The following is a 25,480-nucleotide window of genomic DNA, read 5'->3' on the forward strand; positions in this document are numbered from 1 at the left end:
AAGTAGCCAATATATATGAAAACTTTGGCAAACTATTCAATAGATGGTTGATAGCCATGTATTTGCTGTTTTTCAAAACTTATTAAACACATTTCAATACATATTAATCCGCTTATTCAGATGAATGGGGAATGGCAAGCAAAGGAGAATAAGCCATGCCCAAAGCCCAATAACCAATACCCAATTTTGACCAATATGTACTAGAATCAATGACTTGAGTCACAAAGAGAGCAATCATGGCATCCATCCGCGAGTTGCACCAACAGCTGGTTAAAAAAGAACGTTCTGCCGTTGAAATTACCCAAGAAGCTTTAGAGCGCATTCAAGCGTTAGAGCCGAAATTGCACAGCTTTTTATGTGTGACGGCAGATCGGGCATTAGAGCAGGCGGGTGCTGTGGATACCAAAATTGCCGCAGGAGAAGAAATTGGGCTGCTAGCGGGCATTCCTGTGGGTATCAAGGACAATATGTGTACCAAGGGGATTCCTACCACCTGCGCCTCCCGGATTTTGGAAAATTTCGTGCCGCCTTATGAATCAACAGCGACGCAAAAACTGGCAGATGCTGGGGCAGTAATGGTAGGCAAAACCAACTTGGATGAGTTTGCAATGGGTAGTTCCACAGAAAACTCTGCCTATCAGGTCACGGCTAATCCTTGGGATTTGTCACGAGTTCCAGGTGGTTCTTCGGGGGGTTCGGCGGCGGCGGTGGCGGCTCAAGAATGTGTAGTTGCTCTCGGTTCTGATACTGGTGGTTCGATTCGGCAACCTGCATCTTTCTGCGGTGTGGTGGGAATGAAACCTACTTATGGTTTGGTTTCTCGTTATGGTTTGGTGGCTTACGCTTCATCTTTGGATCAAATTGGGCCATTTGGAAATACGGTAGAAGATGCCGCAATATTATTAAGTGCGATCGCAGGTTACGATCCCAAAGATTCTACCAGCCTGAAGGTTGCCATTCCCAACTATGCTGCTAGCTTAAAACCAAACTTCAAACCCAGAGGTCAGCTAAGAATTGGTATCATTAAAGAAACTTTTGGTGAAGGTTTAGACTCTGTAGTGGAACAAGCTGTTACCAAAGCAGTAGATCAACTACAAAGTCTAGGAGCGGAAATTCATATAATTTCTTGTCCCCGCTTTCGCTATGGCTTACCCACCTACTACATCATCGCCCCATCAGAAGCATCAGCAAACCTAGCTCGTTACGATGGCGTTAAATATGGGTATCGCGCTCCTGATGCAGATAACCTGCTATCAATGTACACTCGTACCCGTGCAGCCGGTTTCGGTACAGAAGTCAAACGCCGGATTATGATTGGCACTTACGCCCTCTCGGCTGGCTATTATGACGCCTACTACCTGAAAGCGCAAAAAGTCCGCACCTTGATTAAGCAAGACTTTGAAAAGGCTTTTGGCGCGGTTGATGTATTAGTTTGTCCCACATCTCCCACTACAGCATTCAAAGCAGGGGAAAAAACTACTGACCCTTTGAGTATGTATTTAAATGACTTGATGACTATTCCTGTGAATCTTGCTGGTTTACCTAGTTTAAGTTTGCCATGTGGTTTTGACGATCAAGGGCTACCGATAGGATTACAGCTAATTGGCAATGTGTTGCGAGAAGAGCAACTGTTTCAGGTAGCTTATGCTTATGAACAATCTACTACTTGGCATCTGCGTAAACCGCAAATATCTTGAAAATTGTCATTTGTCATTGGTCATTGGTCATTGGGTAAAACAGTTCTGTTAACAGAAGCGGGGCGTTTAGCCCGTTTCGAGTTCCTCGGCAAGCGAGTAAAGAAGTGAGATTCCCCACTCAGCACTCAGCACTCAGCACTCCTGAGAGTCATTGGTCATTTGTCATTGGTTATTAATACTTTTCTTTTACTCGGTACAGACGCGATTAATCGCGTCTCTCCACTCCCTCTATGTTTTTGGTCATTTGTTAGTCTGATTGCTGACTATTGACTGTTGATTATTGTCTTCTGGAGTCAGGGATTCAACTGTAAGCTGTGGATTAAGTATATGAAGAAGACCAGCAGATGCACTGACCAATAATAAAATATAGGTCAGAATAAGAGGTATATATGTATTTTGTTTGTTGTCTGAATTGTGATGAGCATTTTTAGAATCTTGACAGACAACATTGGTTACAAGGCTGTATGATAAGGCATTTCCATCCAGCCCTAAAGCATCTCCATAACGACGGATGAATCCTTGAAGAAAAATTGGCTCAGGCAATTCTTCAAATCGATCTTCTTCTAAAGCTTGCAAAATACCTACTCGAAGCATTGTCTGAGAGGCTATTTCTTCTATGCGGATAGATTTTTCTTGTCTTACTTGTCGCAAGCGTGTGGTTATTTCCTTTAGTTGCTCTACTTGAGCTTCATTTAAGAGCGTCACAGTCTTCTCCTGTATGGGCTAATTCTACTATTCATTGAGAAGACTTCAATCCGCATACGTAAATTTACTGAATATTTGATTTTAGGATAAATTTTTTTGATAATGGCTTCATACTGTATTTAAAAATGCTATTCTAACTATAAATAAGTACAATTTATGTTATAATTAATACTTTAAAAATAAAAATATGGGTGCTAAAATTAACAGGGCGCAACTTATAATACAAGTATTTTTCCAACGGCTACTCTGGGCTGCGATAATTGCAGCGATCGCTAATGTTCTATTCAATAACGATTAATCATCATTCTTGATTGTGCCAACTCCTTGGTTATTATTAAATATGGCATTTGCTGCACTATAGATATTGACAAAAAATGTTTCATTGGGTTCAACTTTATTATCACCTCTGACGCCAATACTAATAACTTTGCTAGTTTCGCTAGGGTTGAAAACAATTGTCCCCAACTCAAAATTGTAATCCGAGTCAGATTCTTTAGCAGTCCCATCACTTGTACTGTAATTTACGACTATCGGTTGATAGAATTCATTAGAGAGGGTGACGACAAAATTAGCATTAGTTGTCATTCCTGTGGTGCCTTCTTTGACTAACACATCTGCAATGCTGATGGCTGGGGGTTGGTCATCATTTATGATAGTAGCCACTCCCAAGCTATCAGTAATCGTGGTGTTTGTAGCACCGAAGAGATTGACAGAAAATGTCTCGTTGGTTTCAGCTTTTTTATCACCTATGACACCAATACCAAGAGTTTTGCTGGTTTCACCAGGATTGAAAACGATTGTCCCAGAAGCAGAATTGTAATCAGAGTCAGAAACTTTAGCAGTGCCATCACTAGTGTTGTAATTTACAGTAACCTGCTGTAAACTCGGTGCGGAGAGAGTGACGAGAAAGTTAGCATTAGTTGTTGTGCCTGTGTTACCTTCAGCAATTGAGACATCCGAGATACTGACAGTTGTTGGGTTGTCATCATCAATGATGGTAGCAACTCCTAAACTATCTGCTATCGTCGCATTTGTCTCACCTGAAAGATTGACAGAAAATGTCTCGTTGGCTTCAGTTTGGTTATCGCCGATGACTCCAATACTAATAACTTTGCTAGTTTCGCCAGGATTGAAAGTAATCGTCCCTAAAGCCAAATTGTAATCAGAGTTAGCAACTTCAGCAGTACCATTACTCGTGTTGTAATTTACAGTAACTTGCTGAGAACTAGAATTAGAAAGACTGATAGTAAAGTTAGCATTAGTTGTTGTACCTGTGTTACCTTCAGTAACCGAAACATCTGATATAGTGATAGTTGGTTGGTTGTCATCATTGATGATGGTAGCAACTCCTAAACTATCTGCGATCGCGGCGTTTGTCGCACCCAAAAAATTGACTGAAAATGTCTCGTCGGTTTCAAATTTGTTATCACCTACAACACCAATGCTAAGAGTTTTGCTAGTTTCGCCAGGATTGAAAGTAATCGTTCCTGAATCAAAGTTGTAATCAGAGTCAGCAACTTGAGCAGTACCATCACTCGTGTTGTAATTGACAGTAACCTGCTGATAACTGGGATTGGAGAGACTAATAGTAAAGTTAGCATTTGTTGTTGTGCCTATATTGCCTTCAACAACTGAGACATCCGAGATGCTGATAGTTGGTTGGCTGTCATCGTTGATGATGGTAGCAACTCCTAAACTATCAGTAATTGCGCCATTTGTCGCACCTAAAAGATTGACTGCAAATGTCTCGTTGGCTTCAGTTTGATTATCGCCAATTACATCAATACTAATAACTTTGCTAGTTTCGCCAGGATTAAAAGTAATCGTCCCTAAAGCCGAATTGTAATCAGAGTCAGCAACTTGAGCAGTACCATCACTGGTGTTGTAATTTACAGTAACCTGCTGATAATTAGGATTGGAGAGACTAATAGTAAAGTTAGCATTAGTTGTTGTGCCTGTATTGCCTTCAGTAATTGAGACATCCGAGATAGTGATAGTTGGTTGGTTATCATCGTTGATGATGGTAGCAACTCCTAAACTATCAGTAATTGCGCCATTTGTCGCACCCAAAAGATTGACAGAAAATGTCTCGTCAGTTTCAGTTTGGTTATCGCCGATGACGCCAATACTAATAACTTTGCTAGTTTCACCAGGATTGAAAGTAATCGTCCCTAAAGCCGAATTGTAATCAGAGTTAGCAACTTTAGCAGTACCATCACTCGTGTTGTAATTTACAGTAACTTGCTGATAACTGGCATTGGAGAGAGTGATAGTAAAGTTAGCATTAGTTGTTGCACCTGTGTTGCCTTCAGTAACTGAAACATCCGAGATAGTGATAGTTGGTTGGTTATCATCGTTGATGATGGTAGCAACTCCTAAACTATCAGTAATTGCGCCATTTGTCGCACCCAAAAGATTGACAGAAAATATCTCGTCGGTTTCAAATTTGTTATCGCCTACAACACCAATGCTAAGGGTTTTACTGATTTCGCCAGGATTGAAAGTAATCGTCCTAGAAGCAGAGTTGTAATCAGAGTCAGCAACTTCAGCAGTGCCATTACTCGTGTTATAATTTACAGTAACCTGCTGATAACTAGGATTAGAAAGACTGATAGTAAAATTAGCGTTAGTTGTTGTACCTGTGTTGTTTTCAGTAACAGAGACATCCGAGATGCTGATAGTTGGTTGGCTATCATCATTGATGATGTTTACTGTAGCCAAACTGTTAGTAATTGTAGAATTTGCTGGCGCAGTTGTGAGGTTGGGGTTACTCAGGATAACAGTAATATCTTCATTGAGTTCAAATGTGTTGTCACCCAAAACATCGGCTGTAATTGTTTTCGTGGTTTCCCCAACAGCGAAGCTTAAAGTCCCAGATGCAGCACTTCCTCCACCTGTCACTTGAATATTGTTATAGTCACTGCCAAAAATTGCCGCACCGTTAAAAGCATAATTTACGGTACTAGCCACGCCAATACCACCACTGCGAGTAACCGTGAAGCTAACAGCTTGAGTACCGCTATTACCTTCAATTAAAGTTGAAGTGGGAGTGGAAATTGCATATTGAATTGAATCATTAGCAGCAATATTTAGAGTAGTTTCAGTTATTGTCCCCAAATCAGCCCCTGTTAGCGTGCCGAAGTTGAGTACAACTGTTTCTGCATTTTCAGGTAAATCGTCTGGCTTAATAGTAAAAGTAATTAGCTTTGTTAAATTTGAGCCTGTTGCGCCAGCAGCAAAAGAGATGGTAGTGGGGGAAAAAGTGTAATCGTTGCCACTAGTAGCCGTGCTAGTATTTCTGACGACAATAGGAATTGTGACAGCCGTTTCTGGAGAAGCATCTAAGGTAACAAGAATAGTTACTGTAGTGGCGGCACTATCTTCTGTTGCATTGTACGTAGCAGCACCAAAGCTGACTTTTGGAAGCACATATTCAAATGCTCCAATGTCAATTCTCCCGCTTTCAATACGGTTAAAATCCGTGCCGCGCTGATCGGTAGTTAAGCCACCACTGTAAGCCGGATCGCCAGCATTCCTGGCAGGACTGTTAAAGTATAGAGCGTGAGTTTGTGTAGAACCACCGTAATCTCCTAGCGGTTTGAGTCCAGGGTTAGGGTTAATAATATCTGTACCCGTACCCAGAGTCCCGGATGATTTACCAACAATTTTGCCAATTAGGTTGTAAGCATTACCATTGAAGTTGTTACCAAAGACATCGGCTCCTTGATTACCTGGATCAATATTGCCAGCAATGATGCTATTGCTAATGGTCGCCGTGCCGCCAGATTTATAAATGCCGCCACCATCACCTTGTCCATTATTATCACTATCAGCAGTGTTGCTAAATATAGTGCTATTGCTGACTGTGGCATTGCTGCTGTAGATGCCGCCACCATGAGTTTTTGCTCTATTGCTAGAAATAGTGCTATTGCTTGTGGTGACACTAGTACTGCTATAGATGCCGCCACCATTGCTGTTCGCGGTGTTGTCAGAAAGAGTGCTATTGTTTACTGTGACATTGGTACTGTATATGCCTCCCCCAAGGTTCGCTATGTTGCCAGAAATACTGCTATCGCTGACTATGACACTATTGGTACTGTAAATGCCGCCACCATCACCTTGTCCATTATTATCACTATCAGCGGTGTTGCCAAAAATAGTGCTATTGCTGACTGTGGTATTGCTGCTGTAGATGCCGCCACCATTAGTTTTTGCTCTATTGCTAGAAATAGTGCTATTGCTTATGGTGACACTATTATTACTACCGTTTATGAAGATGCCGCCACCATTACTGTTCGCGGTGTTGCCAGAAAGAGTACTATCGTTGAGTGTGACACTACTGCTACTGTAAATGCCTCCCCCAAGGTTCGCTATGTTGCCAGAAATACTGCTATCGTTGAGTGTGACGCTACTGGTACTGTAAATGCCGCCGCCATAACTGTTCGTAGTGTTGCCAGAAATAGTACTGTTGCTGACTGTGACGCTACTGGTATTGTAAATGCCACCACCATTACTATTGCCTGCATTTCCCTCAGTTATCTTCAACCCATCAATTGAGAGGGAGGCACTGGCATAAAAAACACGGGAAGTATTGTTACCACTGATGGTAAGTTTATTAGCCCCTGTTCCTTGAATGATCACTCCTTCTGTAACATTCAATTCCCCAGAAGTGAGGGTAATAGTGTCGGGGGTGGCATCACCGAATATTCCAGTCGTATCAAAGAGGATTGTCTCAATCCCTGGATCGTTATTGGCATTGATAATAGCTTGCCTTAAGGAGCCAGCACCGCTGTCATTGGTGTTAGTTACTATATAAGTAGTGCCATCTACTTTGACAGATACATCGTCAATCGCTAAACCATGATCGTTGCCTCCATTATCTATGTCTTCCCAACGCAATATAATCTCTTCACCATTAGCTATTAGGGTAGCTAGGGTAATTGTTACAGGTGTGATGACAACTCGATTGGCAATTTGATTACCATTTAGGGCACCTGCGGTTGCATTTGCAATTGGCGCGGTGAAATCTAGCGATGTCACAGGCGTCCATGTTCCTGTTGTCAAACTTGTGAGAGTTGACCCAGTTTGATAACTAAATTTCAGCTGTTGCTGCAATGTATTACCACCATTACGCCATTGCTCACCTGTGTAACTTACTTGCAACTTAGTAATTGGTGAACCTGTATTGTTTTGGAGGCGCAACCCATAATAAATAATGCCTGTAGTAGCAGAAGCTACAGAACCAAGTGCCCGGTCTGTAGTAGTACCAAAACTGTACATTGCACCTGCATTATTAGTGCCAGAACCAGCGTTATAATTTGTTCTTGTGGAATACCAGCCTGAAATAGTTGAATCATTAGTCCAAGCAATAGATGTTCCCGAAGCAGCTAATGTGTTGAAGTTTTGAGAGTATATGCCAGTAAAACTAGCTGGTAAAATAGATTTGTAAGCCTGTACTACTTTTGATTGAAATGCCAGGGAAGTCTCAATTTTCCCAGTCTTCACTTCTAAATTCCAGTCGCCACCTAAAGCTGCACTTCCTGTTTTATTATTGGAAGCGGCAACATCTGCTCCAGTAATTCGGCTAATCTGCTGCACAAATTTTGTGCCTTCACCACTAGCTACGTCACAGCCATAAAGTAGGATGTCAGCTTTCTCAGTTAAAGCACTTGCCCACTTTTGTAACTGATTTTTGTAGCTATCCAGATTGCTAAAGTTGAAGTTGATTGACCCTAGTTGCAAACTCCCCACACTTCCGTGGGAAACAATGTGAATTGATTGAACTGAATTGGATTCACGTTTTGCGAGAAACTCAGTGATTTGTGCTAAACCGTCTCTATTGGGATCAAGAATAACAACTTCACTGCCGAGTGCGATACCAGACACCAAACTTTGGTAATCTATAACTTTTGGATCTATAAAAACAATATTTGTGCTTGCTTCTAGTAATTTTATAGTAGACTTATTTCTGGTTTTAGGGTAATGATTTTCTGGCAGTTTGATCATAATTATTGTCCTTAAATATAATTTTTTAGCTTTAGTTAGCTTGGTAATATTGAGCGTGCATAACAAAATAGAAAGTGAATGACTATGCATTCGCTTTAATTCCCAAATTAAATCGGTAATTAAACCTTTTATCTAATGAGAAAAAACCGCAATATTTTTAGTTGTTATATAAGCAAGCATGCCTTAAATAAAGTTAGCTATTTTTTAGTTACAGCTTTTGTTTATAGCAATTTATACTAAGTTTAGTGACAAGACAACTGCATTTCCACTTAAATAGCAATAGATTGACTGAAATTTGAGTATATCTAGCTTTATTAACAGTTCTGGTACTACCAATCCTTTTTGGATAGCTAAAACTTTGGTCTGGATGCGATCGCGTACTTCTAATTTGTACAAGATAGTATGGGCAGGAACCTTGATGAAAAACTATATTTAGCAAGTAGACCAATAAATTTTGCTTGATTACCTTCATCAACGTGGGTAACTTAGATACTCATTTAATACAAGATTTCGTCTATGCGCCTGACTTCACTGGATGTTTTTCGTGGCATTACCATTGCTGGAATGATTCTCGTCAATATGGCGGGTGTCGCAGATGATGTATATCCTCCCTTAGCCCACGCCAATTGGCACGGCTGCACGCCAACAGACTTGGTATTTCCCTTCTTTCTCTTCATTATCGGTGTAGCAATGACTTTCTCGCTGTCAAAATACACCGAAGGCAATAAACCAACCTTAGCTGTTTACTGGCGGATATTGCGCCGCGCCGCTATTCTCTTTGCCTTGGGATTGCTACTAAATGGCTTTTGGAATCAGGGTATTTGGACTTTTGATTTGAATAGTATCCGGATTATGGGAGTGTTGCAGCGCATCAGCCTTACTTATCTGCTGGCTTCGCTTGCTGTTCTCAACCTTCCGCGCAAATATCAATGGATGCTAGCAGCAGTGCTACTCATTGGCTACTGGCTAACGATGATGTATGTAACAGTGCCAGAATATGGTGCGGGCGTTTTGACGCGAGAAGGTAATTTCGGTGCTTATGTTGACCGCCTGATTATTCCCAATGCACATTTATATAAAGGTGATGGTTTCAACTTTATGGGAGATCCAGAAGGACTTTTCAGTACTATTCCCGCCATAGTAAGCGTTTTGGCTGGCTACTTTACTGGTCAATGGATACGCAGTCAACCTGTACAGTCACGTACAAGTATCGGTTTAGGATTATTTGGAGTCGGTTGCTTAATTATCGGTTGGGCGTGGGGGTGGACATTCCCTATTAACAAAAAGCTGTGGACAAGTTCTTATGTAGTATTTACAACAGGTTGGGCGTTACTATTGCTAGCAGCTTGTTATGAACTCATCGAAGTACGGCTGATGCGTCGCTGGAGTAAACCTTTTGAAATTATGGGCTTAAATGCGATCGCTCTTTTCGTTGCATCAGTTTTGTTGATTAAAATTTTAGTCAAAACCACTATTGGCACTGGTAAAGACGCTCCCAGTACCTACAATTGGATTTACCAGAATTTTTTCGCATCTTGGGCGGGTGTGCTGAATGGTTCTCTGTTATTTGCCTTAGTCACCGTGTTGTTGTGGTGGGCTGTTGGTTTTCTGATGTATCGGCAACGCTGGTTTCTGAAAGTATAGCTAAGTGCTGTACATGGATAGCGGGGCGTTTAGCCCGTGCTGAGTAAAAACCCTGTTGTTTCAAGACTTTGAGCAATCAACACTGTCCTAACCTGTGTGACTACGGCTATATAAAAAAGATTTTTGTTGTTATTTACGTTTTCATGTTTTCAATGTTACAACAGGTGTCAAGTGATAGATTTGTAACACTTTAGGAACAAAGGCAATTGCAACTTTATCAATATTCTTGGCGCCTTAATCTGCGCTTTCTTTAGCAAACTTACTTAAGTCCTGATATCGTTTCTAACGGCAGAAGTGTCTACAGACTTATCTGTGCGTTGAAAATTCTTATTTCTTCTAATTCACTAAATTAATCCATAGAAAAATTGTGAGGTAATCGATGCGTCGCTTGAATTTTTGGGTATTTTTGCCAATTACCTTGATATTGGGCTGCTCAAATCAACTGCTTCAATCTAACCCGTCTGTAGCCAACTCTAACCCAGCAGTACAAACTAGTCCAACTTTATTAGCAAAGGCGAGTTACCTTTCACTGTTGGAACAACAGGTAATTGTTGAAACAAATAAGGTAAGAACAAATCCTAAAGCATACCTTCCAATTCTGGAAAACTATAGAAAGCGCTTTGAGGGGAACCGAGTCAAAATTTCTAATAATACTTATCTGCGAACTCAAGAAGGAGTCAAAGCAGTTGATGAAGCGATCACATTTCTCAAATCAGCACGTCCTATAGGAGCCTTGAGTGCATCTAAAGGTATGTCTTTAGGAGCAAAAGACCATGTAAAAGACCAAGGCCCAAAAGGTGCTATAGGTCATGATGGTAGCGATGGTAGCAACCCTTTTACTCGCATCAACCGCTATGGTAAATGGCAAACAACCGCAGGTGAAAATATCAGTTATGGGCCAAACAGCGCTCAAGATATCGTTATGCAGTTAATTATTGATGATGGTGTGCGCGATCGCGGCCATCGAAAAAACATTTTTAACGGCGCTTTTAAAGTCTCTGGTGTTGCTTATGGAACTCACAAATCATATAAAACAATCTGCGTAATTGACTACGCTGGTGGGTATCAGGAAAAAACGTAAACGTGAGTTCCACTAACCTCTCCCTGCTTTGAATTAAAGTTCAAGTCTGTCCCTCTCCGAGTCGGAGAGGGACAGGTTTTGCGATTTTTCACTGTCGAGGTTCAAAGTGCAATTTCGAGGCTCAAAGGCTCAACGTTCAGGCACTACAATGCTGTAAGAAGCAATCATTTGGTGTAATTGTAATGCAATCAATTTTCTGGAGTGTAGAAGAAGTAGCCCTAAGAGCTAAACAATTTTACGAAAACGGTATTCGTCAAAATGTCGAGTGTGGTGACAATATCGGCAAGATGATTGTGATTGATGCAGAAACTGGTGAATATGGGATAGATCCAACTGGTGTAGAGACAGCGTTAAAGTTAAAACAGAAAAACCCTAATGCTAGATTGTTCACCATACGAATTGGTTATGATGTTGCTGTAAGTTTTGGTGGTGCGATGGAGCGTACTGCTGAATGATTTATGGCACTTTTAGGTATAGGACTTACGCACAGACAACGATTTTACGTCATTACGAGCAAAGCGTACCCCTGCGGGGAAGCAAGTTACGCGGAGCATCTCGCACAGAAGTAATCGCAAAGGCTTAGTTTTTCGTCACGAGTGCGTAAGTCCTAAAGTAATTAAACCATAGGGTAGGGTAGCACATCTGTGCTACCCTACAAAGGATTATGGTTCAAATAGATGAAAAAGGCTGTAAAAGCTAAATTGTTGACTATTCTTCTACAAACCAAGCACCATGAAACCCATAAGGCACTCGTTGGGGAATTATCACCTGTGCTACAGGTTTAGCCGTCACATCTTGGGCATTCACCACTACTAATTCTGAAGTGTTTGAATTTTCATCGTGGACGAAAGTCATAAGCCAACCATCATCCTCAGCTGTTGCACCAGGACGCGGCGCAAATACAGCTTCACCGCTATAGCGCCCCTGTCCAAATTCATGTATTTGGGATTTTCCATTGCTGAAGTCGTATTTGATGATACCTTCAAATAAAGGTACGGGACTGTTTGCCGCTTTGTTAGTGTAGCCATATCGGTTTTGTCGCCCCAATCGGTTTTCGTTGACGCGGGGAAATTCGGAAGCTACATCATCCAACATCTCTTCACGCACTGACCCTGTGCTGAGGTTAAATCGCCAACGATGCAGACGGGGAATATTTGCGTCTGGGTCGGGTTGCGAATCATCAGAACTCAAAACACTTGTAGAACTCATACGACAGGCAATCAGCACTACTTCGTCTCCCTCTTCGTAAGCGTTGAGGGTATGGAAGACGTAGCAAGCAGGACTTTCAAACCAGCGGATATTACTGTTGTCACCGTGACGTGGTACAATGCCGAAGCGACTGGGGCGATCGCGCTCAAACGCCACTAAAGGTTCTCCCCGTTGCGATCGCTCTGGGTTAAAAGTCAGCGGCAAATCCATGAAAATCGTGTAGTTTTCAGTGATGGCGAAATCGTGCATCATCACTCCTATTGGCAGGTCAATTGGCACTGTCCGCAACAGTTCGCCTTGTGCTGAGACTACACTATATTGCAGGTACGGTGGCGCAAACAGAGAATAGCCAAAAAAGATCATTTCCCCTGTAACCGGGTCTACCTTGGGATGGGCTGTGAAGGCAGAAACCAGCTTGCCATTGTAGGTGTACTCGCCAATGGTTTCTAATTCAGGCAGTTTAATGGCGTGAGGTTTACCCCCCTCGTTCAGCGCTAACATCTGACCAGCGTGCCACACTAAGGCAGTATTGGCAGTATTTTTATAGCGACCGTGGGGGTTATCCATTTGTGGTGGTTCTAACAACCCAGTCCAGATAGCTTTACCTGCTTCTCGTTCTTTTTTCCATCCGACTGTCTGGACGTAGCGGTTACGATAAGTGGCTATGCCGTTGCTAATTTGCACACCATGCAACATCCCATCCCCATCAAACCAATGATATTGACCGATAGGCGTCCATTGAGGGTTAGGACCATTCCGCACAAACATCCCTGATAGGTCAAGGGGTAATTCACCGATGACTGGCAATTTGTCGGTGGTGATTTCTTCATGAACTGGAGCAAAATTCCCATTGAGATAGGGATTGACTGCTATTGTTACCATAGTCTTGATTTAAACATACATTTGTACTATACTTCGGGTTTGTCTTCATGCCCACATGGAAATTTTGAGGGCGTTGTGGAATTTTTGCAATCGGTCTACAAATTAAACTTTTTTCTCTTGCTGTTTAATTAGTTTTATTTGTAGGAAGTTATAGTAATCTTCAGAATCGGGCAGTTGTGGTTGGGCAACAGAAACACGATTTTGTACATCCACAGCCGCAATATCTTTATCCCGTGATGAATCAAAGGTGACTGTAATGGTACTTGTACCATCGTTGCTGCTGCTAGAAGTCAGATATCTTAGTCCCTCAACCCCGTTGATTTGCCTTTCTAAGATATTTGTCACACCGCTTTCTACGACTTCTGCACTAGCTCCACTATAGTTGGAGGTTACACTAATTTGGGTGGGACTAATTTCTGGAAATCTAGCGATCGGTAGTGTGGCAATATTGATTAATCCTATTAAAAGTATGACGATCGCACATACCGACGCAAAAATTGGCTGCTTAATAAAGAAGTCAACAAACTATAGTTTAAAAATTGGGCATTGGGCATTGGTTATTCTCCTTGTCTCCCTTGTCCTTTTATCTCCCTGTCCCCCCTGCCCCGCGCCCTCATCTTCTCTTCAGCTAAGGCTTTTGGCTACCAACTTCTTGTGTTTCAGGAGTAATGGGAGCGCCATTGGTTAAGTTAAGAATGCCGGAAACAACAATTTTCTCCCCCGCTTTTAGTCCTTCGATAACTTGATAATTAGTCCCCTGAGTATGATATTGTTCCAATTTCACCGGCTTTTGTTGAGCTACTAAAGATGGCGCTCCAGGTTTAGACTTTTCTGCTGGCGCTTGCGCCACAAATACAAAAGTCTCTCCACCCAAGCGAGATACTGCTGTAACTGGAATTAAAATTCCTGGACGTTCGTTCCAGATCACTCTAGTTTGCACTGACTGAAGATTAAGCAGTCGATTTCTCGAATTACCAAAGTTGGCTTTTACCAAAACTGCTTGCGAATCGGAACTAGCGTTTGGGGAGATAAAACTGATTTTACCCCTTGCTATGGGTTTGTCTTGGACATCTAACATTTGCACAGGTAAGCCTAAGCGCAATTTTTTGGCTTCAGCTACGGGAACGGAAATATTCAATTCTAAAGAGTCGTTTCTAGTTAGTGTAGTCAGTTGCTCGGCTTTTTCCACATAATCTCCCACCTTTGCTGGAATATCACCAACAATGCCAGTGAAAGGTGCTAAAACTTTTGTGTATTGCAATTGGACTTGGGCAGCTTGAACTTGGGCAGCTGCTTGAGTTACTTGCGATTGCGCTTGGGCAATTTCTTCTGGACGAGAACCATTTTCTAGTTGTCTTAAGTTTTGTTTCTGTTGTTCCAAGGCACCAGCTAACTCATTGATACTAGATTTTCTGCTTTGGCGGAGTTGATCTAGGCGTTTCTGGGCTACAACCAAGGCAGCTTCAGCACTTTGCTGTTCTTTGACATATCCTTCTAAAGTATCTTGGGAAACTGCGCCCTCTTTTCTCAATTGTGCGTATCGCTTGGCGCGTGACTGTGTTAGTTCCACATCGGATTTAGCTGACTGAATTTGAGCCTCAGCCTGAGCAATTTCTTCTGGTTGCGATCCCGATTGGGCATCTCTAAAACGAGCTTGGGCTTGGGCTAACAACGCTCTAGCTTGGGCAACTTCTTCTTGTCGCGTACCTGCTTTGAGTTCAGCAAGACGTGCTTGGGCTTGTTGTAGTGAGCCTCTAGCTTGTAACAATTGAGCTTGGACATTATCACTTTGCAGACTAATAATGACTTGTCCTTGTTGAACGCGGTTGCCCTCTTGGATGAAAATCTCGGTAATTCGTCCTTCAACCTGTGGCTTGATGATTACTGAACGTGGAGCCTCTAATAAGCCAATAAACTCCGAACTTTCTTGAACGGTTTCAGTTTTCACTGTCGCTAGCTTGACCGGAACTGCTCTAGGTTGACCAGCATCTGCCCCAGCCGCTGGTGCTTTGCTAGCATTACTAGTTTGCCACCAACGCCAACCAAAACCTACACCTGCAATTAATAAGACGATTCCTAATATCAGGGGCCAACGCCGTTTTTGAGGTGGCTTAGGCGATCGCTGTGGCAATTGTTGCGACTCTTGACTAGAATCAGTAACAGCGGGCTGTTCTGTTTCAATGGAAAGGGGAGAGTCAGGGAACTCAGAATGGGACATCTTCGTTTTCTCGTCTTGTGGATTTAGACTTGGGCAATCTACTTTTCGCTAAAAAAGCATTAATTATTTGAATAGTCTTTTAGCCTTTTTTCTCTATGTTGGTAAAAAATATGTCTGGGTATTTGGGCGATCGCTTACGATGTCTAGCACCTAAAATGAGCCAATTTTGTTCAGCACATTATGGTTGATTTGTACATTACTTAACTCCGTCCAATTTCTGAAAGTGTAGTTTATAGTTTTTTGTTAGTCAGTATAAACACAGTGCTTTAGCTCAGAGAGAAAGCATGGTTCATGTTGTTGCAGCTAAAGCTTCTGCCTGTAAAGCGATCGCTTTGGTAATCAAAGCAAGTTAGTAGTTGCTCTTTAGTTCTGGAAATGACGAAATCAATTTACCTCATTGACCGCAGCAACACAAGTAATTTCTCGCGTTGTCGCTGTGGTTAAACCTGTCGTTGCAAATACCTTAGTTGCTGACTAGATCAAGGATGCATAAGTTTGTGCCGTACTTGATGCTAATGTTTTCTATGAGTGTTTGCAAGCGCTTGCTTGCATTATAACCACATAGCAGACAATATTGGTATTATTTACAGATGAGTTTATCGCTCTTGAGTAGTACTGAATACTGATCTTAAGGAAGAAAAGAGTCGGGAGCGATGCCTTCTCTACGAGAGGCTCCGCCAACGCGTGGCTTGCTTCCCCGTATGGGTACGGCGGGCTACGCCCACGCTGATTAATTCAGCTCTATTAATCATCAAGTTATCCTCACCAAGAACGACGTGCAATCAATCAGTATTCTCTAGATTCTTATTTTTGACCAATCTCAACTTCCTACAGTTAGTTCACCCGATTGGTTGATCTTTAACTCACCCGAATGGGTGATTTAATTTATCCCAATCGGAGTTTTGTTTGTGTAGCTAACGAGTGAGAAATCTTCAATCCTGTTCAACCATCCACAACTGATTTCTTAGAATCGAATTTTGGTAAGATACCCACAGTTGATTTTCGGTTGGTAACAATATGAGAAAAAAGCCACTCATACCGATCAAGGGCTTGCTCTAAGGAATAGTTTTCTTCGGCAAATTGTCTTCCTGTGTTACCTAGCTTCCTTCCTAGAGCAGGATTAGCATATAAATCATGCACAGCGGCAGCCATTGCTTGGGGTGATTCTGGTTCAACAACTATCCCACCACCACTGAGTTCGATCGCTTTAGCAGCAGTACCAGTGGCGGGAACTGAACCCACAATTGGGCGACCGCTCGCCAATAACAGTGGTATTTTTGAAGGCATATTGAACGAAATCACATTGTGCTTTTGCACAATTAGCCCGACATCAGAAGCTGCTAGCATTTCAGGTAGTTTTTCTCGCGGTTGTAACGGTAGTAGCAAAACATTATCTGCTCCATTTGATAGACAATATTCCTGCAACCTTTGCAATGCTCTTGATTCGCCAACAATGACAAAGACAATATCTTTGATATGACGTAAACAAACGGCTGCTTCTATTACTGTCTCTAAACCTTGCGTTAGAGCAATGTTGCCTGAATAAAGTACTACAAATTTCCCATTTAATTGATGGTTAGATATCCAAGAGTTGCTCTGTTTTGGTAACGGGCGAATGAAATTTACATTTACCCAATTGGGAATACAAACGATTTTATTAACAGGTACTCCTTTATTTACTAAATTCTCACGAAACCCATCAGCGATCACACTAATAGTGTGTGCAGTCCGATATGCAAATTTCTCTAAAGCTGCAAGAGTTCGGATCATCCACTTGTTTTTTAATAACCCGATACGCACAGCAGCTTCTGGTAAAATATCTTGCACATTTAGAACTACTGGGCAGTTGTATAGCCAGCCCAATGTTGTTGCTGGTAACGTACCTAGTAGGGGCGGGACTGTTAAGATAATCACATCTGGTCGCCCACCTTTAAAGGCTTGGGGTAAACTTGTGAAAACAAAGCTCAACTCCAGTAACAGCCGATCAACTAGGTTTGGTTTAGACTTAATTCGGACGTAACTTCGCTCAATAGTGACGCCATTTTTTTGTTCTGTAAGATACCATCTATTTTGATACCCATCGTAAATTTCGCGCTGAGGATAGTTGGGCATTCCCGTAATCACTCGCACTTTATGACCTCGCTTTACTAGTCCTTCTGCCAATTCAGTCATTAACGGAGCAATTCCAATTGGCTCTGGATGATAGTTGTAGGAATAAATCAGAATATGCATGAACTATATTGATTGTGAATTTCGTGAAGACAGCATGAGACGATCGGATTTCTTACTTAATAAACAGTGGGGGCTGCTATTTCTATTACTTACAGCGTTTTATTGCATGAAGTACAAAGCTATTGGTTTGGAGGCAAGAGGCAGAGGTAGAAACTGTTTGTATCTGATTTGTATCCCTACATTTTGTACCTCGTTTATTTGCAAATGCTGTATTTTGACTTGTAAAATTGTTTGATTAAAATTGTGTTAAACATTAGATGAAAATTTTTTATATTGGTTTTTACAAAAGAATTTTTGTACTGCATAAAACTCTTAAAAATCAAAATATTAGTTTGTATAAACGGGTTAGGCTATTGATAAATATAGGCTTGATTTCTGGTGATTATGACAATAGTTGGTCTGTTTATTTCCGAACTAATGCCTAAATTTACACTTGGGGAATTGTAGCATTATATTCAGTGTTGTGCATATAACCCTCATTCCGCCTTTTAAACTGGCACATGAAGTATTTTTAACCAAATCATCAATATTGTATTAATTAGAGAGAATCCCAATTTTTAAGTAGTTTAAAGGCACTGACCAAAACGTGTTGGTGCTGAGTAATGAATGCTGGGATAAAAGTAAAATTAATTGCACTCAGCACTGAGCTTTGTAAAAGTGTTAATGACGAACTATTATACATTTGGTGAAATTAAATATGCGTTATCCAGAATCCTTGTAAAGATTTAACAATGCTACGTCTATACATTCTTTTTCACTCAATATTTATAATCAGGTTAAAGATAACCCCACCAGTTTACTGAACTAAGTAGGTATAACGGCGTAAATATTTGTAGTTGGGATGAGGCAGAAGGCAGGAGGGAAGAAGGTTTTAGCCTCGTTCATTTTTATTAACATAGTTTAGTTTTTTTCTACCGACCTACTTAAGCTTACGATGGAAATATATATCCGTAAATACCGCATAAAACTACGTATGTAATGTAATGAATTTATAAAGATAAGCACTTTTTTTATAAAGTTTTGCATAAAATGCCAAGTCTATAGCGATGTCCTATACCATTTCTTTGTGAGGCTGCGCCAAACTCTTTTAACTTCTTTCTTTGTGTCCTACCCTGCGGTCAGCCACTTCTCTACGAGACGCTTTGCGAACGTGTCTATGCGTCCTTCTCTAACGAGACGCTGCGCGAATGCGGGTCGTTTTTCTTTCTTGTACTTATGGTTTAGCGTATCTTCATACAGAATCGGTATTACGACAAGCCGCTCCTTTGTATACAATCCAATCTGACCTAACTTCCATTTCTGATTTATCTTAAAACTTACGCAAAAAACCTCTCTAACTCTTATTCCTCTGTGTTCTCTGCGTTTTCTGTGGTTTGATTTTGCGTGACCTGTGCGTAAGTCCTATATCTATGGGGTTTTCCCCTTATCCTCTTCGATGACCAATTCAGCTAAAAATCACGAGCGATCGCTTGAGAATAACTGATAAAGTTGAGCTACGCAAAGTTGAAAACAGTGTCCTATGCCTGGGTTTCTATTAGAAGTTGGTACAGAAGAACTACCTGCAAGTTTTCTCAGTGATGCTTTAGTGCAATGGCAGGAACGCATTCCCCAAAGCCTGGAAGCAAACAGCCTCAAGGGCGATGTCCAGGTGTACGGTACTCCCCGGCGGCTGGCGGTAGTGATTAAAGGTCTACCATCGCAGCAACCAGACCGAGAAGAAGAAATCAAAGGGCCCCCCGCCCAAGCCGCCTTTAAAAATGGTCAGCCGACAGCAGCAGCAGCAGGCTTTGCTAAAAAGCAAGGTGTGGAACTGGATGCGCTATCTGTTCGCCCCACTGACAAAGGGGAATTTGTATTTGTGCAAAAAAGAATTCCCGGTCGTCCTGTGGCGGAAATATTGACAGAACTTGTTCCCCAGTGGATTTGGGGTTTGGAAGGTAAGCGGTTAATGCGTTGGGGGAATGGGGATGCTAGGTTTTCTAGACCAATTCGTTGGCTGGTAGCTTTGTTAGATGAGACGGTACTACCTCTAGAATTAGTGAATGGTTCTAAGACGATTCAGAGCGATCGCATTTCTCAAGGTCATCGGGTCTTACATCCTGAACCTGTGACAATTGCCCAAGCTACTGATTATGTTACCACCCTCAAGTCTGCATCTGTCACCGTTGACCCAGAAGAACGGGCAAATCTGATCACAGAGCAAGTAAAGGCAGTAGCAGAGAATTTAGGCGGATATACAGTAATTTACCCCGATTTGTTAGCGGAAGTAACCAACCTTGTAGAATATCCTTCTGTAGTTGTTGGTAAATTTGAACCAGAATTTTTGGAATTACCAACTGAGGTAATTACTGAAGTCATGGTTACTCATCAACGTTATTTTCCCGTATTCAAACCAGGGAGTTTTCAGCAAGAATTATTGCCCAATTTCATCACCATTTCTAACGGCGACCCGAAAAAATCAGATATTGTTGCCGTTGGCAATGAAAGGGTAATTCGTGCCAGATTAGCTGATGGCAGATTTTTCTACGAAGCTGATTTAACTAAACCAATAGATAGCTTTTTACCCCAGTTAGAAAAAGTCACTTTTCAAGAAGAATTAGGTTCAGTGCGTGCCAAGGTAGATAGAGTAGTCAAGATTGCCGAGCAAATTACTAGCCAATTAGAATTAGGAGAAGACCAGAGCCAAAGAATCCAACGTGCTGCTTTATTATGTAAAGCAGATTTGGTGACACAAATGGTCTATGAATTTCCCGAATTACAAGGTATTATGGGAGAAAAATATGCCTTAGCAAGTGGTGAAGATGCTGAAGTAGCAAAGGCAATTTATCAACATTATTTACCAAAAGGAGCCGGTGATATTTTACCTGAAACACTCACGGGTAAAATTGTTGGTTTAGCAGATAGATTAGATACTTTAGTGAGTATCTTTGGTTTAGGCTTAATTCCTTCCGGTTCATCCGATCCCTTCGCCTTGCGCCGTGCTGCCAATGCTGTAGTTAAAATTACTTGGGTTGATAATTTGCCGATAAATTTAGATGATCTATTGGCACAAATAGCCACGGACTTTGCAGCAAAATATCATAAAGACCGGGCATCATTAACCACAGCATTACAAGAGTTTTTCTTGCAACGCATCCGCACTTTACTACAAGAAGAAAAGCAGATTGATTACGACTTAGTAAATGCAGTTTTGGGAGAAAATGATCCAGAATACACAGAACGGACGTTAAAAGATTTATTGGATGTCCGCGATCGCGCCTTATACTTACAACAAATCCGCAACGACAGTACTTTAGATAACATCTACGAAACCGTTAATCGTTCCACACGATTAGCCGCTCAAGGTGATTTAGATACAAAACAGCTAGAACCAACAACCGTAGTTCGTCAAGAATTATTCCAAAAGCCTTCTGAGATAGCTTTGTATAATGCACTAATCGAATCAGTACCACAGACTCAAGCAGCGCAGCAGACCCGAAATTATCAACTGTTAATAGCAGCACTCACAAAAATTGCTCCAGCAGTTAGTAACTTTTTTGATGGCCCAGATAGCGTTTTAGTTATGGACTCCGATCCAGAAGTCAAGCGTAATCGGTTACATCTGCTCGGATTAGTTCGCAATCATGCCCGTGTTTTAGCTGACTTTGGTGCGATCGTCAAAAATCTGTAGCGTAGGTCAACAAAAACTGGTGTAATTTTTGCCAAGAAACGCTAGTATAGGGAGTGCTTAACCAGGGACACTCTGCTGCAATCTATGTCCAAAGCTACTGTTATTGGATTGGGAAAGTCCGGTGTTGCAGCGGCGAGATTGTTGAAAAGGGAAGGTTGGGAGGTAGAGCTGAGCGATGGCAACACCTCCAAAACCCTCCTAGAACAACAACAAGAACTCGCTGCCGAGCAAATAACCGTTAAACTAGGACAATCCCTAGAATTGAATCGTGCTAATTTACCCCAATTAATAGTCGTTAGTCCTGGCGTGCCTTGGGATATTCCCGTATTAATTAAGGCACGCCAATTAGGTATTGAAACCATTGGGGAAATAGAACTCGCTTGGCGAAATTTGCAATCGCTACCTTGGGTAGGAATTACCGGCACTAACGGCAAAACTACTACTACAGCTTTAATTGCTGCCATTTTCCAAGCAGCAGAATTATATGCACCCGCCTGCGGTAACATTGGCTACGCCGCTTGTGAAGTTGCCCTATCTCAGGGAGCAGGGAGCAGGGAGCAGGGAGCAGGGGAAAAGTTTGATAACTCCTCGATTGATTGGGTGATTGCGGAAGTTAGCAGCTATCAAATAGAATCTTCGAGTTCTCTTGCTCCCCGGATCGGAGTTTGGACGACTTTCACACCGGATCACCTCAGTCGCCATCAGACTTTAGAGAACTATTACAACATCAAAGCCAAGTTATTACGCCAGTCCGAGTTGCAAGTGTTCAATGGTGATGATGCCTACTTGAGCCAGCTAGGTTTAAGTGCTTGGCCTGATGCCTATTGGACAAGTGTCAGAGGAAAAGATTTTCTGATTAGCGAAAAAGGCTTTTACATAGAAGACGGTTGGGTTGTGGAAAAATTGACTGCAACCTCTGCACCAGAACCGATTGTGAAAGTATCTAGTTTGCGAATGGTGGGAGAACATAACCAGCAAAATCTTTTGATGGCAGTAGCAACAGCAAGATTAGCGGGAATTAATCGTGATGCGATCGCGCGTGCAATTCGGGAATTTCCTGGCGTTGCCCATCGTTTAGAGCATATCTGCACATGGGAAGGTATTGATTTCATTAACGACAGCAAAGCCACCAACTATGATGCTGCTGAAGTTGGTTTAGCATCCGTTAACAGTCCAACGATTTTAATTGCTGGTGGAGAAGCCAAAGCAGGTGATGATAATGGCTGGCTAGCACAAATTCAAACCAAAGCTGCTGCTGTGTTATTGATTGGCTCTGCTGCACCCGCATTTGCCAAACGTCTGCAAGAGGTAGGGTATGATAACTACCATATTGTGAAAACTATGGAAAGGGCAGTTCCCAAGTCGGCAGAATTAGCCAAGCAGTATCAAGCGCGTGTGGTGTTGCTATCTCCGGCTTGTGCGAGTTTCGACCAGTACCCGAATTTTGAGGTGCGGGGCGATCGTTTCCGTCATCTGTGCCTTGCTTGGGCGGGAGGCTGGAAACCTGCCAGAGTAGACCTTCCATTTGAAAACTCTATTCAAGAGTCCATAGTACAAAGTCGATAAGCATTGTTTGTCAACAAGTTCGTAGTCAGGACTTTAGTCCTTATTTTCTCAGCACTAAAGTCCTGACTACAAATAAATCTTCATAGGCTACTATTGAGTTAGCTTTGTATACGCAGCGTCCTAGTCTCTTAGAATGCTCATTGCGTTGCCTACTTACTCTTAAATGTTTTCGAGCATATCTCTGGATTGCTTTGCGTCGCTGATTCTTTCCTTTCTCTTTTTTGTAAATTTGTCGTTGAGCGTTTTTAATAGCTTTTTCTGCTTTACGAAGAAACCGGGGATTTTCTTCATGATGTCCGTTGTAATCAGAATAGAAAAACTTAAGTCCGACATCCAAGCCAATTTCACCATTACCTGTTCTTTGTTCAGGTTTAATCTCAATATCAAATACAAACTGACAGTAATATCCATCAGATTTACGAACTAAACGTACACGCTTAATAGCCTTAGGCCAAAAGCCTTAAAGTGTGTAGTGTGTAGGTTGGGTTGAGGAACGAAACCCAACATTTCCGGGGCTTTGTTGGGTTGCGCTTTGCTTAACCCAACCTACGATTTTTCTTAACCCAAGCGTATTGGTCTATATTCCACCTGTATCGATTGTGGCTAATAGTCATTTGATGATATTTGCGAAAGCCAACTTGGAGACTAGCAGCAGATTTGTATCAGAACCTGCTAGACCACCTCCATGACTTTTGGGTTCTAGCGTACCTGAAAGTTTGTATTGTTTAAATAGTTCATGTACAAAACTCGGAGCAATTCGGAAACGCTCCGCTAATTTGCGCGATCGCAATCACAAAGCATCTGCCATACGCAAAAATTTGTGAGAGAGTTGACCTGGGGAACATCCTAGAGTCAAGATAAAAGGGTTGGATATCTTGTCAAAGTACTAAGCACATCCGATATCGCCTGATTTTCTTTCATTTCCCTATTTTGGGGTTAAAGAGGAAGGCTATAGGCGATACTTATTAACGCGGCAATAAAACTTAAAAAAGTACGCACGGATTGCTAAGACGTGCCTGGACGCAGAGGGTTAAGCCGTTGCACCCCGATGAAGCGTCAAGAAATAGCTGATTAAATCAAATTCTAAGGGATTTAATCATATATTTTGTAGCAAATACTTGTGGAAAAGAAAATGCTAGGTGTAAATGTTGTTATGAAAGTTGGCGATCGCGTCCGCGTTAAAGATTCAGTAGTGGTGTATCATCATCCTGAACATCGGAGTCAGCCTTTTGACATAAAAGGCACAGAAGGCGATGTAGTAGCTATTACCACCCAATGGCGAGACAGACCAGTAAGCGCTAATCTGCCGATTTTAGTCCAGTTTAGTAAAAAGTTTAAAGCCCATTTACGTGAAAATGAGTTAGAAATCATCTAAATTGCTTATCGGCGGCGAAACCACTGAAAAATATTCAGTTCGCCGCGCATTTTTTTAAGGTCTTGGCGGTTTTGTTCTGCGGTGGTATAATACCAATCACAATAACGCTGAAACTCTGACCGTGACTGAACTTCGTGGTAAAACTGATGGGTTGTTTGGTAAGAGGCAAAAGCTTCCTCAACTTGGGGTTGAGCAGCTGGCATAATATAAGGTAAATTTTTTGACATAAAATTAAGAGTAGTAGAGACGCGATTAATCGCGTCTGTTTTGAATTCAGCTAATTACCGCATTTCCTAATTAATAACTCATAATTCATAACTCATAACTTTCTAACAACTCCTAACTTTAATTAAAGCCAACCGCGTAAGCGATAAACTAAAGAACCAATATACTCTTTTAGAGCGGTGGTAAATTGGTGTAAATTGTCGGTATCAGGTAATAAATTTAGTATAGCGGCTTTGGGAGTACTACCGAGTTCTTGCAACTCACCCTCACTAACTAAAAAGTCAGTGGGTGCAGGAATAGCATTGATTCCTTGACGCTGGAAAATCTGAAGCGATCGCGGTATATGCATTGCCGAAGTTACTAATAATACCTGACGAATGCCACGAGATAACAAGATTTTGCGGACATTTACAGCATTTTGATAAGTATTGAAAGAGTCAGGTTCTTGGACAATCGCCTCAGATGGAATACCAATAGATGTGAGTATTGTTGCCATATCTGCCGATTCTGGAGAACCACTTCCACGCCAATCAATGCGGCCGCCGCTCAGAATGATTATAGGCGCTTTTTTCTGGCGATACAGTTGTGCGGCGTAGATGATGCGATCGCCTGCTTCACTTAAATCGACAGTAGGTCTTGGGGGAAAAGCTGATTTTGTTGCGCCACCCAAAACCACAATCGCTTCTGCATTAGGTATTTGAGCAGGTGGAAGATTTTGCCATTCTAGCGATCGCACTAACGATTTAGCGATCCAAGCATTGCTACAAAATAGCAATAAAGTTAGGGAAAAAGCAATTGCGATCGCCGCAGTCCTTGGTCGTTTCCACAAAGTCACTAATGCTACTACTAAGCTTACACACGCTAATCCTAGTGGATAAAAAAATAGTGGCAGTAATTTAGAGAGATATAAAAACATAGTGGGGAGTGGGGAGTGGGGAGATGAGGGAGATGAGGGAGATGAGGGAGATGA

General features: G+C 41.8%; 16 protein-coding genes and 1 pseudogene. 7 read left to right on the plus strand and 10 right to left on the minus strand.

Annotated features, from left to right (window positions below; translation table 11 throughout):
• Window positions 1-112: 112 nt before the first annotated feature.
• A complete protein-coding gene (locus tag HWQ58_RS17340) occupies window positions 113-238 on the minus strand; it encodes a hypothetical protein (RefSeq protein WP_292864978.1) in 126 nt (41 codons plus the stop codon).
• On the opposite strand from HWQ58_RS17340, the gene gatA reads away from it, so the two are divergent.
• The gene (gatA, locus tag HWQ58_RS17345) at window positions 237-1,697 is read left to right on the plus strand and encodes an Asp-tRNA(Asn)/Glu-tRNA(Gln) amidotransferase subunit GatA (protein ID WP_292864981.1); all 1,461 of its coding nucleotides are present in this window, start codon (window positions 237-239) and stop codon (window positions 1,695-1,697) included. The two genes, HWQ58_RS17340 and gatA, sit on opposite strands and share 2 nt — an antisense overlap.
• Before the next feature lie 240 nt (window positions 1,698-1,937).
• Here gatA and HWQ58_RS17350 read toward each other — a convergent pair whose 3' ends face one another.
• Both HWQ58_RS17350 and HWQ58_RS17355 read right to left on the minus strand, forming a co-directional pair.
• Window positions 1,938-2,402 (minus strand): helix-turn-helix domain-containing protein, encoded by a 465-nt coding sequence (locus HWQ58_RS17350; RefSeq protein ID WP_292864984.1) that lies wholly within the window; start codon window positions 2,400-2,402, stop codon window positions 1,938-1,940.
• A 294-nt stretch (window positions 2,403-2,696) separates the two neighbouring features.
• Entirely contained in the window at window positions 2,697-8,408 is a 5,712-nt protein-coding gene (locus HWQ58_RS17355; RefSeq protein ID WP_292864988.1) for a Calx-beta domain-containing protein, read from the minus strand.
• 516 nt (window positions 8,409-8,924) lie between these two features.
• Here HWQ58_RS17355 and HWQ58_RS17365 point away from each other — a divergent pair.
• The 3 genes from HWQ58_RS17365 (at window position 8,925) to HWQ58_RS17375 (ending at window position 11,588) form a co-directional block, all read left to right on the plus strand.
• Window positions 8,925-10,052 (plus strand): acyltransferase family protein, encoded by a 1,128-nt coding sequence (locus HWQ58_RS17365; RefSeq protein WP_292864991.1) that lies wholly within the window; start codon window positions 8,925-8,927, stop codon window positions 10,050-10,052.
• A 379-nt stretch (window positions 10,053-10,431) separates the two neighbouring features.
• Window positions 10,432-11,133, plus strand: coding sequence for a CAP domain-containing protein (locus tag HWQ58_RS17370; protein WP_292864994.1), 702 nt, complete (start codon window positions 10,432-10,434; stop codon window positions 11,131-11,133).
• A 182-nt stretch (window positions 11,134-11,315) separates the two neighbouring features.
• Window positions 11,316-11,588: a hypothetical protein gene (locus tag HWQ58_RS17375; RefSeq protein ID WP_292864997.1), complete on the plus strand. Its 273-nt coding sequence runs from the start codon at window positions 11,316-11,318 to the stop codon at window positions 11,586-11,588.
• Window positions 11,589-11,841: 253 nt separating this feature from the next.
• Here HWQ58_RS17375 and HWQ58_RS17380 read toward each other — a convergent pair whose 3' ends face one another.
• From HWQ58_RS17380 to HWQ58_RS17395, 4 genes and pseudogenes are all read right to left on the minus strand, one after another.
• Window positions 11,842-13,224, minus strand: a complete 1,383-nt coding sequence (locus HWQ58_RS17380) for a carotenoid oxygenase family protein (RefSeq protein ID WP_292865000.1) — start codon at window positions 13,222-13,224, stop codon at window positions 11,842-11,844.
• A gap of 165 nt (window positions 13,225-13,389) precedes the next feature.
• Window positions 13,390-13,749, minus strand: a pseudogene (locus HWQ58_RS17385) (efflux RND transporter permease subunit); the annotation flags it as partial.
• A gap of 103 nt (window positions 13,750-13,852) precedes the next feature.
• Complete coding sequence (locus HWQ58_RS17390) at window positions 13,853-15,442, minus strand: efflux RND transporter periplasmic adaptor subunit (protein ID WP_292865003.1); 1,590 nt, start codon at window positions 15,440-15,442, stop codon at window positions 13,853-13,855.
• Window positions 15,443-16,384: 942 nt separating this feature from the next.
• Window positions 16,385-17,674, minus strand: a complete 1,290-nt coding sequence (locus HWQ58_RS17395; RefSeq protein ID WP_292865006.1) for a glycosyltransferase family 4 protein — start codon at window positions 17,672-17,674, stop codon at window positions 16,385-16,387.
• A gap of 1,519 nt (window positions 17,675-19,193) precedes the next feature.
• Here HWQ58_RS17395 and glyS point away from each other — a divergent pair.
• Entirely contained in the window at window positions 19,194-21,344 is a 2,151-nt protein-coding gene (gene glyS, locus HWQ58_RS17400; RefSeq protein WP_292865009.1) for a glycine--tRNA ligase subunit beta, read from the plus strand.
• 84 nt (window positions 21,345-21,428) lie between these two features.
• On the plus strand, window positions 21,429-22,910 hold the full coding sequence (gene murD, locus HWQ58_RS17405) for a UDP-N-acetylmuramoyl-L-alanine--D-glutamate ligase (RefSeq protein ID WP_292865012.1): 1,482 nt from the start codon (window positions 21,429-21,431) through the stop codon (window positions 22,908-22,910).
• Between the two features lie 40 nt (window positions 22,911-22,950).
• On the opposite strand, the gene HWQ58_RS17410 is transcribed toward murD, so the two are convergent.
• On the minus strand, window positions 22,951-23,352 hold the full coding sequence (locus HWQ58_RS17410) for a transposase (RefSeq protein WP_366838139.1): 402 nt from the start codon (window positions 23,350-23,352) through the stop codon (window positions 22,951-22,953).
• A gap of 711 nt (window positions 23,353-24,063) precedes the next feature.
• Between HWQ58_RS17410 and HWQ58_RS17415 the strand changes: the two genes are divergently transcribed.
• The gene (locus tag HWQ58_RS17415) at window positions 24,064-24,285 is read left to right on the plus strand and encodes a ferredoxin-thioredoxin reductase variable chain (protein ID WP_292865053.1); all 222 of its coding nucleotides are present in this window, start codon (window positions 24,064-24,066) and stop codon (window positions 24,283-24,285) included.
• Between the two features lie 5 nt (window positions 24,286-24,290).
• Here HWQ58_RS17415 and HWQ58_RS17420 read toward each other — a convergent pair whose 3' ends face one another.
• A complete protein-coding gene (locus tag HWQ58_RS17420) occupies window positions 24,291-24,512 on the minus strand; it encodes a hypothetical protein (RefSeq protein ID WP_292865015.1) in 222 nt (73 codons plus the stop codon).
• Between the two features lie 122 nt (window positions 24,513-24,634).
• Entirely contained in the window at window positions 24,635-25,426 is a 792-nt protein-coding gene (locus HWQ58_RS17425; protein ID WP_292865018.1) for a YdcF family protein, read from the minus strand.
• Between the last annotated feature and the right edge of the window lie 54 nt (window positions 25,427-25,480).

The organism is Nostoc sp. LPT, assembly GCF_017115165.1.
Taxonomy (GTDB): Bacteria; Cyanobacteriota; Cyanobacteriia; order Cyanobacteriales; family Nostocaceae; genus Nostoc.